We start from the raw sequence: 14,521 nt of genomic DNA, 5'->3' as shown, positions 1-14,521 counted from the left end.
TCCACTCCTTAAGTGTCCTGGCCGCTTTTCATCGAACACAGCGAACCAATATAGATCTGCTTACTGAACACTCCGCCCAGGGACAGGGAAGATGGGGCAGCACCGGTAACTGACTTACGCTTAGCATGCCAGTTTTCCCTTACTTTGTCCAAGTAAACATACGTACTTCTAGAGTACACTATTCTGTATGAAACAGCAAAAATATGTAAGGATTTTAGTCATTTATATACTTATTGATTGCAGTAAAACGATTTTACAGAATAAAAAAGCCTGTCCGATGACAACATCAGCCAGGCTTCTATGTTTCACGTGAAACAAGTCATATTAATTTGTCGGTTCTTCTGCGTGCTCCAAAACTTTTTTCATCTTTGTCTCGAATTTTTTCCGAGGAATGAGCACGCTATGACCGCAGCCTTCACATTTAATCCGGATATCCATTCCCAATCGGATGATTTTCCAGCGATTTTCGCCGCATGGATGGGCCTTTTTCATTTGCACCACATCATTCAGCTGATAGACTTTGTCATTCACGAGCACTCCCCCTTATGGCATTTTCCTTCATGAGTTCTTCTGCTTCTTGTTTATTATACATGACCAGTCTAGGAGCTGGAATACTGATATTTCGTTCCAGTAATTTTGTTTTGATCCGGTTTCTTGCTTCCCGGGCCACACCAAAATGTTCCATCGGTAACGTCTCAATGATGGCGCGCAGGACGATATGCGAAGTAGATAAAGTCTCCACTCCTAACAACTGCGGTGTTGATTGAATTTCCGGGTATTCGGCCGGCAGCTCCAATAATACCTGCATGATGACTTCTTCAGCCAGTTGCAAATCAGCCTCATATGGAACGTTGATATCCAATACCCCTAAACTGTTATGCACAGAGAAATTGGTGACTTGCGTAATATTACCATTCGGTATGATGTGCAATTCGCCTGTCCAGTTTCGTATCTTACATGTACGCAAGCCAATTTCTTCAACGTCTCCCCTGATTCCGGCTGTCTGGATATTATCGCCTACGGAAAATTGATTCTCAAAAATGATGAAGAAACCGCTGATTACATCCTTCACCAAGCTTTGTGCACCGAAACCGATAGCCAAGCCGGCGACTCCTGCACTTGCTATCAACGCTCCTATATTTAAGCCAAGCTGTGACAACACCATCACTACAGCAGTGAAGTACACAACATAGGTGATTACATTTTGAATCAATTTTTTTAATGTTTTCTCTCGACGTTCCGAGACTATCGGCGACTTGAGATTAGCCTTTTCCCTCAAAGAATTATTGAAAGTCCTCTCCACAATATTATTGGCCACACGTACGACCACCATGGACAATATAATGATCATAACTATCTTCAATACTACAAAACCAATGCTGGTCCAGAGCTCGGCACTCGTCAAATAATCGAAAATACTGGTCCATTGCTCCTCTACATTCATGATGTGTGTATCTCCTCGTCCATTTGTTTTCTTTATATATTATCAAATATCTATTTCATTTTGTACGTTTTAGTAAGGGATATACGAGGATTGCCGAAAGAATATAAAGATTAGCAAACCCAAAAAGCGGGTACATCAAAGCTATCAAGTCTGTAAAGCCGAGCTGAGTCAGTGGCAGCATCATTATGATAAGAACAGCAGCTTGCAGCCAGAGCGGTCCCCTCCACTTTGTTTGGAATCTCGAGACGATGCCAAGTACTCCCGAAACAGCTGATGTATAGATGGCGAGCCATAACACGATACTGATTCCGATCAAAACGAAAGAGGGATAATTCTTCAAGATATAGAATAGCGGAATATCATAATTTGGGATTGCATGACTTATATGCATCAGGTCATTATTGTACAAATATGTAAGAGCACCAATGATGAGCCCGCTGCCGATGCTTGCAATCCATAATTCCCCCTTCCCTTTCATTTGTTTGCCGATTGCTCCTATGACGGCAACGACAGGAAGGATATTCAGCGCCGTAAATGGAAATGCTGCCCGCCAATTTGCTTGTTCACGCCAATCATCAAGCAAATCGATCTGTTCATGTTTCGTATAGACTAAAAGCACGATGACGAGACCGCCGACTAAAATAGGCAGGATATAGCTATTCATGGAAACAACGCCTTCAACATTCGATACGAAGATCAGAATGATCATAAGCGAAATGAAGAGGATGCCAAGCCAGTTCGGAATATGATACATCGTACCTGTAGCACCTCCAGCAGCAATCATGACGACTGTCACTGTAAACAAATAGAAAACGATCAGTACATCATAAAGGGCAGCCAATCTTCTGCCCACCAGCCGCTCCAATACTGGAAAGTAATGGGTGCTCTTCTCAGTGAAGCTGATATGCAGGATGACATAGCAGCATATTGAAAATAATACGGTGAAAATAACGATAGCCAGTCCACTTTCATAGCCGAAAAATTGCCAGATCTCCCTTCCTGACGCATATCCGGCTCCAATCAATGTCGCCAATATCAAAAACATCCATTTCATCCCAGCAGCCCACATCACAGTCCCTCCAATTTCATATGAACACGTATAGAAAAAGTAGAAAAGCTATATACTATTACCAATATGTGTATGGAGGATAAGCTATGAGCCTGAAGAGAATATTTACGAAAAAAAAGGAGTTCCGCTGTGACTACCAAGACCCCCTTCTTATAAGTAAAGCTTATGAAACAATCAGCTCATGGATTCCTGACGACCAAGATATTGTTGTTCTTTGCATCGGCACGGATCGTTCGACTGGAGATGCATTAGGACCGATCATTGGGTCATTCCTGACAGAAAAGCCATTGAATAGGCTCCAAGTATATGGAACACTGGAATCGCCTGTCCATGCCGTCAATCTGGTGGAACGTATGCAAATGATTACGGAAAAGCATCCAAATGCTTTTATGATCGCGATTGACGCTTGCCTGGGAAGGACGACTTCCATAGGTTCCATCATTGTTTCTCCTACACCTCTGAGACCGGGGGCGGCATTGAAAAAGGACCTTCCTGCCGTTGGGGATGCTCAAATAACCGGTATCGTTAATGCCAGCGGGGATATGGAGTATTTTGTACTGCAAAATACACGCTTGCATCTTGTCATGCAGCTTGCATATAAAATCAGTGCACTTTTACTTGCTATCGATCGTAAACAAGCACCACTTTTATCTTCCGACACAACAGCCGCCGAAAATTGATATGTTTCACGTGAAACAAACAAAAAAAGCCAAAAGAAGCGTGCGCTCCTATTGGCTTTTATTTATTTAATACATTTAAGATGCGTTCTAAATCTTCATCAGAGAAGAATCGGATTTCAATCTTCCCTTTTCGTTTGCCGCGATGAATTGTTACATCTGTCCCTAATTGGTTCCGCAGCTGTGACTCAGTCTGGGCAAGAAATATATCCTTTACGGGTTTCTTCTTTTCGGGCTCAGGCAGATTTTTGTTCAGCTTCATAATGAGCTGTTCCACCTGCCGGACATTCAGTGATTCATTTTGTATTTTTTCAACCAGCGGCTGCAATTTCTTTTTATCCTTCAGACCTAACAGGGCACGCCCATGCCCCATCGAAAGCTTGCCTTGATTGATAAGATCACTTATTTCAGGCGGAAGTGTCAATAAACGAATGAGATTCGCTATATGTGACCGGCTTTTTCCTAATCGCCTTGCTAAGATATCTTGCGTGATATCCAATTCTTTCATCAAATTGGAATAAGCTTGCGCTTCTTCGATCGGCGTGAGATCTTCCCTTTGCAGGTTTTCCAACAAAGCAAGTTCCATCATCTTTTCATCATCGAGTGTTTTGACGATTACGGGCACTTTTTTCATACCTGCAGCCTTTGCAGCACGGTATCTTCTTTCCCCTGCTACTATTTCATAACCTTTGATGCTTTTACGGACAATAAGTGGCTGCAGGATGCCGTATTCCTGAATGGATTGCTTCAATTCCTCAATGGCATCAGCAGAGAAGACTTTACGCGGTTGATATGGGTTCGCGCGGCATTCATTGATTGCAATTTCCTGAATCTGATCTTCTTCCTTCATTTCCAATTCCGGAAAGAAAGCATTAAGACCTTTCCCCAACCCTTTGGCCATGCGCCATCACTTCCTTTGCTAAGTCTAAATAAACTTCTGCTCCACGCGACTTCGGATCATAAATAATGATCGGCTGACCATAACTTGGTGCTTCGCCCAGCCGCACATTTCTCGGAATGATTGACTGATACACTTTATCCTGGAAATATTTCTTCACTTCTTCAATGACTTGGATACCTAGATTGGTACGAGCATCCAGCATCGTCAGCAATACGCCTTCAATCATCAAATGCTTGTTCAAATGCTTCTGGACAAGACGAATGGTATTCAATAGCTGACTCAGCCCTTCTAATGCATAATATTCGCATTGGACAGGGATGAGGACAGAATCTGCTGCTGTCAGTGAATTCAAAGTCAGCAGTCCCAAAGAAGGCGGACAATCGATGATGACATAATCATAATCATCTTTCACACTATCAATCGCCTTTTTCAGCCGGACTTCCCTTGAGATCGTCGGTACCAGCTCGATCTCGGCTCCAGCAAGCTGAATGGTCGCCGGGATGACGTCCAGATTATCAACAGCAGTTGACACTAGGACTTTTTCAGCCTCCATATCCTCAACTAGAACGTTGTATACACAATTCTCGACATCTGCTTTGTTCACACCAACACCGCTTGTAGCATTTCCTTGCGGGTCAATGTCTACAAGCAATACTTTATTTCCTAAAAAAGCCAGGCAAGCACTCAAATTGACGCTGGAGGTTGTTTTTCCTACACCGCCCTTTTGATTTGCGATTGCGATTACTTTGCCCATGGTGTCACCTACCTCAAACTCAATACATTTATTCTATCATTTTTTCATAGAGACCGACGGATAAATTCAAGATTTTGAAAAGTTAGCTCCCTTTTCCTATATAAAAACCCATCTTATTGAAAGATGGGGATCCCATGGGAGATTATTCATGACTTTTTCGGTATTTTAATTGTAATTTGATAATAATCATCCAGGTCTTCTTCTTCTGTTTCTAAGTTGATGCCTGTGTCGGAGACCATGGAAAGCGATTGGCGAATCGTATTCATGGCAATGCGCATATCCTTATTGACACCCTTTAGCTTAGGACGTTTCTTTTTCGGTTGAGCATTCCTGATACGGGCGATGCGTGCCTCTGTTTCTTTTACATTCAATTCCTTGTCGATGATTTCCTGCAAAATCAACTCTTGCTTTTCTGCGTCTTTCAACACAATAAGCGCACGAGCATGCCGCTCGGTAATTTTCTTTTCCAGTAAAGCCTGCTGTACGGATTCTGGCAGCTTTAATAATCGCATCTTATTGGCAATAGTGGATTGACTTTTGCCGAGACGCTGCGCCAATGCTTCCTGGGTCAAGGAGTGCAGCTCGAGCAAACGCTCATATGCAAGTGCTTCCTCGATGACTGTCAGCTCTTCCCGCTGCAAGTTTTCTATCAATGCTACAGAAGCTGTCTCTGTATCCGACATGTCACGAATGATGGCAGGCACAGTTTCCCATTCCAAAGACTGGACTGCTCGCCAGCGGCGTTCACCTGCAATCAATTCATAGCTGCCCTCAGCATTTTTCCGGACAACAATTGGCTGGATGATGCCATGCGTACGGATCGTCTGAGCCAGTTCTTTGATTTTTTCCTCCTGGAAAACGGTTCTTGGCTGGTATTGGTTCGGGACAATATCCTGAACCCGAAGGTTTACTACTTCGTCCTGATGTGCATCGTTTTCCGTTTCTGCTGAATCCGATTTATCACCTAGCCCAAAAATGCGGCTGAAAGGGTGTAACATCCTCAGACACCACCTTTTTTACAATCCTAATCTAACAAGCAGGTACATAAGGAATAGTAAATGTTTCACGTGAAACATGTATAAAAAGGCGCAGCAGTTCTACTGTAGAAGCTGCTGCGCTTAACATAAGCCGAGCCAGTTCCTTATCTACTATTTTATCATAGATTGGGTGAGAATGGTAAGCTTGTGTGGCACTTCATCCACTAATTTTCTTGTATTTAAACAATTGGTTCACGGTTGGGAACCCCTGCTTTACGAGGATACTTCTTAGGTGTCTTGCGACGTTTGGCAATGATGGCGATATTTCGTTCTCCGCCTTCTTCCGGCAGATCGAATGTATGACTCTCCACCAATTCGCCCCCCAGCAGCTCCATTGCCGGTTCCGCTTCACGCAATTCCGTTTCCAGGCTTGGCCCTTTCATGGCGATAAAATGACCCTTCACACGGCAAAGCGGCAGACAAAGCTCCGACAATACGGACATCCGTGCAACTGCTCTTGCCGTGACCAAATCGAATGATTCCCGGAAAGTGTCATTCTTCCCGAAATTCTCTGCCCGGTCATGATAAAAAGCGACATTGGACAAGCCAAGCTTCGATGCAAGCTCATTAAGGAATGTAATCCGCTTCTTGAGCGAGTCGACAATCGTCACCTTCAGTTCCGGAAAGACGATCTTTAGCGGGATGGATGGAAATCCCGCTCCCGCTCCGACATCACAGATACTTTCATTTCCTTTGAAATCGTAGAAGAATGCAGCGGAAATCGAGTCGTAGAAGTGCTTTAAGTACACTTCTTCTTTTTCTGTGATAGCTGTCAGATTCATCTTTTCATTCCATTCGACCAAAAGATGAAAGTAATCCTCCAGTTGTTTTTGCTGCTGTTCGGATAACGTGATACCTTGCTGATCCAATTGTTGTAGAAAATCTGCTTGGTTCATTCTGTACCTCTTTTCGACAGATTATTGGTTCGCTGCTTTTACATGTCCGCCTTGTTCGATATATACGAGCAGGATGGAAACATCAGCAGGATTCACACCGGAAATCCGGGAAGCCTGACCCACCGATAGCGGGCGAACTTTCTTCAATTTCTCACGGGCCTCTGTTGCCAGACCGCTGACATCATCATAATTGATCGTATCAGGTATCTTCTTATCTTCCATGCGTTTCATGCGCTCTACTTGCTGCATGGATTTCGTGATATAGCCTTCATACTTCGTCTGGATTTCAACTTGTTCTTTTACATCTGCTGGCAGATCTTTATCTGCAGGAACGATTTTTTCGATCAAGCTGTATTTGACCTCAGGACGTTTCAATAGGTCGGATGCTCGCTGTGCTTCTTTCATCACGGATCCCACTTCGTCCATCAGCTTCAGTACATGCGGTTCTGTTTTGATGATGATTCCTTCCAAGCGTTTCCGTTCTTCTTCAATCAGGCGTTTTTTCTCCTGGAAACGTGCGTAGCGTTCGTCACTTATCATCCCTATTTGATGACCAAGCTCGGTCAGACGCATATCCGCATTATCATGACGAAGAAGCAAGCGGTATTCCGCACGTGATGTCAACAGACGATAAGGTTCGTTTGTTCCTTTTGTCACCAAATCATCGATCATGACACCGATATAAGCTTGGGAGCGGTCCAGGATGACCGGATCTTTGCCAAGTGCTTTGGCTGCGGCGTTGATGCCAGCCATGATTCCTTGGCCGGATGCTTCTTCATAGCCGGAGGTTCCATTAATTTGGCCAGCTGTGAAAAGACCTGGGATTTTTTTCGTTTCCAAAGTCGGCCAGAGCTGTGTCGGAACCATTGCATCATACTCGATTGCATAGCCGGCACGCATGATTTCCGCGTTTTCCAAACCAGGGATTGTTTGCAGCATTTCTTTTTGGACATATTCCGGCAAGGAAGTGGACAATCCTTGGACATACACTTCCTCCGTATTCCGACCTTCCGGCTCCAAGAAAATCTGGTGGCGCGGTTTATCGTTGAAACGGACTACTTTATCCTCGATGGATGGGCAGTAGCGTGGTCCTGTTCCTTTGATCATACCAGAATACATGGCGGACAGACCTAGATTTTCATTGATGATATTGTGTGTGAATTCATTCGTGTATGTCAGCCAGCAAGGGATCTGATCCGTGATGAATTCCGTTGTTTCATAAGAGAATGCAAGCGGTTCTTCATCACCCGGCTGAATCTCCGTTTTGGAATAGTCGATGGAACGGCTGTTAACACGCGGCGGTGTGCCAGTTTTGAAACGAACCATTTCCAAACCTAGTTCTTCGAGGTGCTCCGACAACGTAACAGATGCACGCTGATTGTTCGGACCGCTCTCATAGGAAATATCCCCGATGATGACGCGTCCGCGCATGAACGTCCCTGTTGTGATGACAACAGTCTTGGCGTAGTATGCCGCTTTCGTTTCCGTGATGACACCTTTGCAGACGCCATCCTCGATGATAAGACGTTCGACCATACCTTGACGCAATGTCAGGTTTTCCTGGCTTTCCAAGGTTTTTTTCATTTCAGTGATATATAGCGGCTTATCCGCTTGTGCTCGCAATGCACGAACTGCAGGACCCTTACCTGTGTTGAGCATGCGCATTTGGATATATGTTTTATCGATCACTTTACCCATCACACCGCCGAGTGCATCGATTTCGCGCACCACTACACCTTTTGCAGGGCCGCCGACGGATGGATTACATGGCATGAATCCTGTCATGTCAAGGTTCATGGATAGCATCAATGTATTGGCACCCATTTTCGCAGCCGCCACACCCGCTTCACAGCCGGCATGTCCTGCGCCTATGACAATGACATCATAATGCCCAGCATCGTATGTCATGTTCATTCTCTCCTTTTTTATTTTCCTAAGCAAAACTGTGAAAACAGTTGATCGATCAAACTATCATGCACGGTATCCCCGATGATTTCACCGAGCAATTCCCATGTTCTTGTGACATCTATTTGGACGATATCCATCGGCATTTGCATTTCGATGCCATTCATCGCTTCCTTAAGCGAAGATAATGCCTGCTTCAACAGCTGGATATGCCTTACATTCGATATATAACTTAAGTCGCCTCCATCGATTTCCCCTGCAAAGAAAGTATCTTTGATGGCAAGCTCCAATTCGTCGATTCCTTTTTCTTCAATCAGTGCTGTCGTGATCACCGGTCTATCGCCTGCCAGCTGACGGACTTCTTCCAAATCAATCTGCCGGGGCAGATCCGTTTTGTTGACGATGACGATGACATCAAGCCCAGCAACAGCTTCAAATAATTGCCGGTCCTCATCGGATAATGCTTCTCCATAGTTCAGCACAAGCAAAATGAGATCACTTTGCTTCAAAACCTGACGGGAACGGTCTACACCGATTCGCTCCACGATATCCTCTGTTTCACGAATTCCAGCTGTATCGACCAGCTTCAAAGGCACTCCGCGCACATTGACATATTCTTCGATGACATCTCGTGTGGTACCTGCTATTTCTGTGACAATTGCCTTATTCTCATGCACAAGGGCATTCATCAAGGAAGATTTTCCGACATTCGGGCGGCCGATGATCGCTGTTGCCAACCCTTCCCGCAGTATCTTCCCCTGCTTGGCCATTTCGAGCAGATTCTCTATCTCTTCATAAACATATTGCGTTTTTTCGATCATCATGTTGTGTGACATCTCTTCCACATCATCATACTCCGGATAATCGATATTCACCTCAACATGCGCTACCGTTTCCAATAACTCCTGGCGCAGCTTTTGAATCAGGCGGGATAGTCTTCCATCCATCTGTTTAAGGGCAACATTCATCGCCCGATCTGTTTTTGCACGAATAAGGTCCATGACAGCCTCTGCCTGGGATAAATCAATCCGCCCATTCAGGAATGCCCTTTTGGTGAATTCACCAGGCTCCGCCAGCCGGGCCCCTTCCTGCAGCGCGAGCTCCAGTACACGGTTGACAGAAACAAGCCCACCATGACAGTTTATTTCGACTACATCTTCCCGTGTGAATGTTTTCGGCGCCTTCATGACCGATACCATCACTTCTTCTGCAACTTCTCCAGTTGCCGGGTCAATCAGCTTTCCGTAATGAATCGTGTGACTCGGCACATCGGTCAGCTTCTTGCCATCGAATAGCTTGGCAGCAATCGCAACTGCCTCTGCCCCACTCAGCCGTACAATGGCAATTGCACCTTCCCCGACAGGAGTCGATATCGCCGCTATTGTATCATTCTGCATCTGCTTCACCTCTTTCTGTCTTTTCTTATCTATCTATTTATCCACAGCATATCGCCATGATTAAGTTTTTACTCACTAACTTATAAGAATAGCACGGTGACCAGCAAAAAGAAAGATATCCACACGAAAAAATACCTTCTCCCGTCGGAGGTCGGTTATCCACATGTGAATAGAAGCAAAAAAAGCCTTGGCATCATTGCCAAGACTTTTCTTTTGCTGGTTGGATGACGATATAGCGATTCGGTTCCTTCCCTTTCGAATCCGTTTCGACACCTTTTTGTTTCTGAATTGCTGCATGGATGATCTTCCGTTCACTGGCCGGCATTGGATCAAGAGGCACCGCTTTTCGCAGCGCCAAAGCCTTATTGGCTGCTTGGACAGCCAGCGTTTCAAGCGTTTCCCGTCTTCTTGTCCGATATCCTTCCGCATCGACGGTAACGGTGAAATGATATGCTTTTTGCTGATGCAGGAATTGTTCGACCAGCACTTCCAGCGCATTCAGCGTCTGTCCCCTTTTTCCGATCAATATGCCGAGATCATTACCACTGATCGCGAACATCACATGCTTTTTCTTAACGGAAGTGATCTCTGCCTCTGCATCGGGATGCAAATGACGGATGATACTTTCCAAATATTCTTTTGCTGCTTGTACATAGTCTGTCTGCTTTACTGCCACCCTGACAACTGCCGGTTTGGCACCGAACAAATTGAGGAAACCTTTGCTTCCTTCATCGATGACAGCCACTTCGACTTCCTCTTTCGAAACGCGCAACTGCTGTAATGCCGATTGAATTGCATCTTCTACGGTTTTACCGCGAGCAGTCAGCTGCTTCATTATTTCTTGCTGTCTGCCTGAGCTTTGTTCTTCGCCATCATCGGCTTATTGATGAGCAATGTCTGCGCCACCATGAAGACGTTACCTACTACCCAGTACAAAGCCAAAGCAGATGGGAGGAATAATGCAAATACAGTGATCATGACTGGCATGATGTAAAGCATCATCGTCATTTGCGGATTTGCTCCCATTGCTGAGTTACCTGCCATCATTAATTTCTGCTGCAGGAATGTTGCCAAACCTGCAATGAGCGGCAGGATGAAATATGGATCCGGGTTTCCAAGCTGTACCCAGAGGAAGTTATGCTCCTTGATGGCTTCCGTCCGGCTGATTGCCTGATAGAAGGCAAGCAAGATCGGCATCTGCACGATGATCGGCAGACATCCTGCCAGCGGGTTCACACCGTGACGCTGGAAGAGCTGCATTGTTTCCTGCTGCAGCTTTTGCTGCGTGTTCGCATCTTTGGAGCTGTATTTTTGCTGCAACGCTTTTAGTTCTGGCTGAATTTCCTGCATCGCTTTCGAGCTTTTCAGCTGCTTGATGTTCAATGGCAGCAAAATCAAACGGATGATCACAGTAACGATGATGATCCCAAGACCGAAGTTTTCTCCCGTCAAGTTAGCAAAATAAGTGATCAGCCAAGATAGCGGGTAGATGAAGTATTGATTCCAAAACCCGGTACTTTCAGAAGTGATTGGATCGGTGCTCGGTGCACAGCCTGCCAAGGCAGCGACGAGCAGCACGAGTGCCAATACTAATAAACCTTTTTTACGCACCATGTTTCCTCCTTAACTTCCTTGCATAAGACTTTCCCTATTGCTTCTCTTTTTGTTTTCTATTTGGCTGTTTCAGCAGATGTGATTTCCAAAGCACGTGGATCAAACTTTTTTTCAGTTCCTGATAAGTCATATCCTTCGCTGGCTGCCTGGCAATGACGATAAAATCATATCCTTGTACAACTTGCTCATCCAGTTCATGAAAGGCTTGTCTCAAATAGCGCTTTATCTTATTCCGCATAACAGCGTTTCCAAGTTTCTTGCTGACAGACAGGCCGATGCGAAAATGCGTATCCGCTGTTTCCTGCCTCTTATAATATAGAACGAGCTGGCGGTTCGCAAAAGAGCTCCCCTTCTGGAACACTTCCTGAAATGCTTCATTCTTTTTGATTCGATATTCTTTCTTCATGGAGGGTCCCCTCAAGCATGCCTATTTGAAATAATGTTCATCAAATAGTGTTCAATTTGAAAGAAGGAGAATAAACGCGGCATTTAAGCTTGTAGTTTATTCTCCTTCTCCACTCTTTGTAAAAGCACAGCTAGCAAGCTGCGTCTGTTCCACTGATCAGTATATAAAGTCAAAAAGACCACTACATACGTAAGTGGCCTTATGCAGACAATACTTTTCTTCCTTTACGACGACGACGAGCTAGAACTTTACGTCCGTTTTTTGTGCTCATACGCTCACGGAAGCCGTGTACTTTTTTTCTTTTACGGTTATTAGGTTGGAATGTACGTTTCATATATAAAACACCTCCCTCGAGGATATATAAAAAAATATAGCGAAAGGTCATAGACAGTCTTGAACATTATACGTAAAAGTAAGCGGACATGTCAACCTATCATTTTTGCTGTATCCCGTCTTCCTTTTATCCACAAGCCATGTTAATCTAGTAACCCTGTGCATAACTTTTTCCACACAAGTTTTCGACAGCTTACACACATAATCGCATGCTGTGGATACTTTTTGTCTACAATCGCCGGCATTTGTGGATAAGTGTCGATTAAGCATTGCAAGACAAGGATTATTCTGTTATCATATCTGTGTTTTAATGATTGGATAAACCGATTGGGAAAATCCATTATCCACAGATTGTGGATAAACTGTGGACATCTATTCACAGGCTTGTAGATGCAGTTATCAACAGATATGTGAGCAACTGAAAAAGTCGTTCCATCACCGCTATTCTGCGGATTTTTTATCCACATCCATATAATTATGTGCACGGCCTTTTTGCATGCGTAAAATTCTGTTTGCATGTCTTGAAAAGGCCTTTTACTACCTATCATGATGCAGTTCCTTAATCGAAAGTGACTGCTTCTTTCATTTTTTCTCAGAAAGGGGGATGCCTGTTGGACAATATTCAAGATTTATGGAAAAAAACCTTACAAGCAATCGAGAAGCGGATAAGCAAGCCCAGCTTCGATACATGGCTGAAAAATACCCAGGCCTATGCACTGGAAGAAGATACATTAGTGATCAAAGCTCCCAACGAGTTCGCCAGGGATTGGCTGGAAAGCAGCTACTCCTCGCTGATCGGGGATACACTTTACGAAGTGACCGGCAATCGCCTGCAGACAAAATTCATCATTCCGGAATTTCAGCAGGAGGAGGAAATCATCCGCCAGCCGATGCCTCAGAAATCAGCGGCAAGTGACACCCTGACAGAATCACCAAAAAGCATGCTGAATAGCAAATATACATTCGATACTTTCGTGATCGGCTCGGGTAACCGATTTGCGCATGCTGCTTCCCTGGCTGTTGCCGAAGCACCTGCCAAAGCATATAACCCGTTATTCATCTATGGTGGCGTCGGTCTTGGCAAAACCCACTTGATGCACGGAATCGGACATTATGTATTGGATCATAATCCAAGCGCAAAGGTCGTTTACTTATCCTCTGAAAAGTTCACTAATGAATTCATCAATGCAATCAGGGATAACAAAACAGCGGAATTTCGGGCGAAATACCGCAATATCGACGTCCTGCTCATAGATGATATTCAATTCCTGGCCGGAAAAGAACAAACGCAGGAGGAATTCTTCCATACATTCAATGCCCTGCATGAAGAAAATAAGCAGATCATCATATCCAGTGACCGCCCGCCAAAGGAAATCCCGACATTGGAAGATCGGCTGCGATCCCGTTTTGAATGGGGATTGATCACCGATATCACTCCTCCGGATCTGGAGACACGCATTGCCATCCTTCGTAAAAAAGCGAAGGCGGAGGGCTTGGATATACCGAACGAGGTCATGCTGTACATTGCCAATCAAATAGATACCAATATCCGGGAGCTGGAAGGTGCCCTTATACGTGTTGTTGCTTATTCATCCCTTATCAACTCGGATATTGATGCTTCCCTGGCAGCAGATGCACTCAAAAACATCATTCCCAGCTCGAAGCCGAAGGTCATCACGATCCATGCGATCCAGGAGCAAGTCGGCGAGCGCTACAATGTCCGCTTGGAAGAATTCAGTGCGAAAAAACGGACGAAGGCAATTGCTTTCCCTCGCCAGATAGCCATGTTCCTCTCAAGGGAGCTGACTGATTTTTCGTTACCGAAAATCGGAGAAGAATTCGGCGGCCGGGACCATACAACCGTGATCCACGCGCATGAGAAAATCTCCAAACTATTGAGTGAGGATGAAGAACTGCAGCGTGAAATCGATGAGATAAAAGAAAGGCTTAAATCTTTCTGATGCTTGGACCCTGTGGATAACCGTGCATAAACGCTTTTTTTATTCACATTTTATCCACAGGGTATTTTTGTTGGTATTCCAGGGCTTTTTCATACTTATCCACATAATCACAGGCCCTATTACTGCT

The 14,521-nt window shown here is 44.7% G+C and carries 15 protein-coding genes; 2 read left to right on the top strand and 13 right to left on the bottom strand.

The features are described 5' to 3' along the window. Positions 1-324 precede the first annotated feature (324 nt). Genes CHH53_RS08675 through CHH53_RS08665 form a run of 3 tightly spaced genes read right to left on the bottom strand, consistent with a single transcriptional unit; the run spans position 325 to position 2,513 of the window. The gene (locus tag CHH53_RS08675; protein WP_095215727.1) at positions 325-531 is read right to left on the bottom strand and encodes a DUF951 domain-containing protein; all 207 of its coding nucleotides are present in this window, start codon (positions 529-531) and stop codon (positions 325-327) included. After that, on the bottom strand, positions 524-1,444 hold the full coding sequence (locus CHH53_RS08670; RefSeq protein WP_095215726.1) for a mechanosensitive ion channel family protein: 921 nt from the start codon (positions 1,442-1,444) through the stop codon (positions 524-526). Before CHH53_RS08670 ends, CHH53_RS08675 begins: the two co-directional genes overlap by 8 nt. 55 nt (positions 1,445-1,499) lie before the next feature. Then, positions 1,500-2,513 carry a YkvI family membrane protein gene (locus tag CHH53_RS08665; protein WP_095215725.1) on the bottom strand — a complete coding sequence of 338 codons (1,014 nt, stop codon included), beginning with the start codon at positions 2,511-2,513 and terminating at the stop codon, positions 1,500-1,502. Between the two features lie 86 nt (positions 2,514-2,599). On the opposite strand from CHH53_RS08665, the gene yyaC reads away from it, so the two are divergent. Then, a complete protein-coding gene (gene yyaC / locus CHH53_RS08660) occupies positions 2,600-3,193 on the top strand; it encodes a spore protease YyaC (protein WP_095215724.1) in 594 nt (197 codons plus the stop codon). Positions 3,194-3,251: 58 nt separating this feature from the next. On the opposite strand, the gene CHH53_RS08655 is transcribed toward yyaC, so the two are convergent. The 10 genes from CHH53_RS08655 to rpmH all read right to left on the bottom strand — a co-directional run bounded on the left by CHH53_RS08655 (position 3,252) and on the right by rpmH (position 12,434). Then, positions 3,252-4,091, bottom strand: coding sequence for a ParB/RepB/Spo0J family partition protein (locus tag CHH53_RS08655; RefSeq protein WP_095215723.1), 840 nt, complete (start codon positions 4,089-4,091; stop codon positions 3,252-3,254). Continuing rightward, positions 4,063-4,845, bottom strand: a complete 783-nt coding sequence (locus tag CHH53_RS08650; RefSeq protein WP_095215722.1) for a ParA family protein — start codon at positions 4,843-4,845, stop codon at positions 4,063-4,065. The genes CHH53_RS08655 and CHH53_RS08650 overlap by 29 nt, the downstream gene beginning before the upstream one ends. A 146-nt stretch (positions 4,846-4,991) precedes the next feature. Then, positions 4,992-5,843, bottom strand: coding sequence for a nucleoid occlusion protein (gene noc / locus CHH53_RS08645; RefSeq protein ID WP_095215721.1), 852 nt, complete (start codon positions 5,841-5,843; stop codon positions 4,992-4,994). A gap of 218 nt (positions 5,844-6,061) precedes the next feature. Continuing rightward, the gene (gene rsmG, locus CHH53_RS08640) at positions 6,062-6,778 is read right to left on the bottom strand and encodes a 16S rRNA (guanine(527)-N(7))-methyltransferase RsmG (protein WP_095215720.1); all 717 of its coding nucleotides are present in this window, start codon (positions 6,776-6,778) and stop codon (positions 6,062-6,064) included. A 21-nt stretch (positions 6,779-6,799) separates the two neighbouring features. After that, positions 6,800-8,686 (bottom strand): tRNA uridine-5-carboxymethylaminomethyl(34) synthesis enzyme MnmG, encoded by a 1,887-nt coding sequence (gene mnmG, locus CHH53_RS08635; protein ID WP_095215719.1) that lies wholly within the window; start codon positions 8,684-8,686, stop codon positions 6,800-6,802. Between the two features lie 17 nt (positions 8,687-8,703). Then, positions 8,704-10,080: a tRNA uridine-5-carboxymethylaminomethyl(34) synthesis GTPase MnmE gene (gene mnmE, locus CHH53_RS08630; protein WP_095215718.1), complete on the bottom strand. Its 1,377-nt coding sequence runs from the start codon at positions 10,078-10,080 to the stop codon at positions 8,704-8,706. Positions 10,081-10,273: 193 nt separating this feature from the next. Continuing rightward, positions 10,274-10,915, bottom strand: a complete 642-nt coding sequence (gene jag, locus CHH53_RS08625) for an RNA-binding cell elongation regulator Jag/EloR (RefSeq protein ID WP_095215717.1) — start codon at positions 10,913-10,915, stop codon at positions 10,274-10,276. After that, the gene (gene spoIIIJ / locus CHH53_RS08620; RefSeq protein ID WP_095215842.1) at positions 10,915-11,691 is read right to left on the bottom strand and encodes a YidC family membrane integrase SpoIIIJ; all 777 of its coding nucleotides are present in this window, start codon (positions 11,689-11,691) and stop codon (positions 10,915-10,917) included. The genes jag and spoIIIJ overlap by 1 nt, the downstream gene beginning before the upstream one ends. A 37-nt stretch (positions 11,692-11,728) precedes the next feature. After that, complete coding sequence (rnpA, locus tag CHH53_RS08615; RefSeq protein ID WP_095215716.1) at positions 11,729-12,100, bottom strand: ribonuclease P protein component; 372 nt, start codon at positions 12,098-12,100, stop codon at positions 11,729-11,731. 199 nt (positions 12,101-12,299) lie between these two features. Then, complete coding sequence (gene rpmH, locus CHH53_RS08610) at positions 12,300-12,434, bottom strand: 50S ribosomal protein L34 (RefSeq protein WP_093726343.1); 135 nt, start codon at positions 12,432-12,434, stop codon at positions 12,300-12,302. A gap of 610 nt (positions 12,435-13,044) precedes the next feature. Between rpmH and dnaA the strand changes: the two genes are divergently transcribed. Then, positions 13,045-14,394, top strand: a complete 1,350-nt coding sequence (dnaA, locus tag CHH53_RS08600) for a chromosomal replication initiator protein DnaA (protein WP_095215714.1) — start codon at positions 13,045-13,047, stop codon at positions 14,392-14,394. Positions 14,395-14,521 lie beyond the last annotated feature (127 nt).

Source organism: Terribacillus sp. 7520-G (assembly GCF_002271665.1).
Lineage (GTDB): Bacteria > Bacillota > Bacilli > Bacillales > Amphibacillaceae > Terribacillus.
The sequence above is the reverse complement of the archived record's forward strand: the minus strand, read 5'-3'. Positions and strand labels throughout refer to the sequence as shown.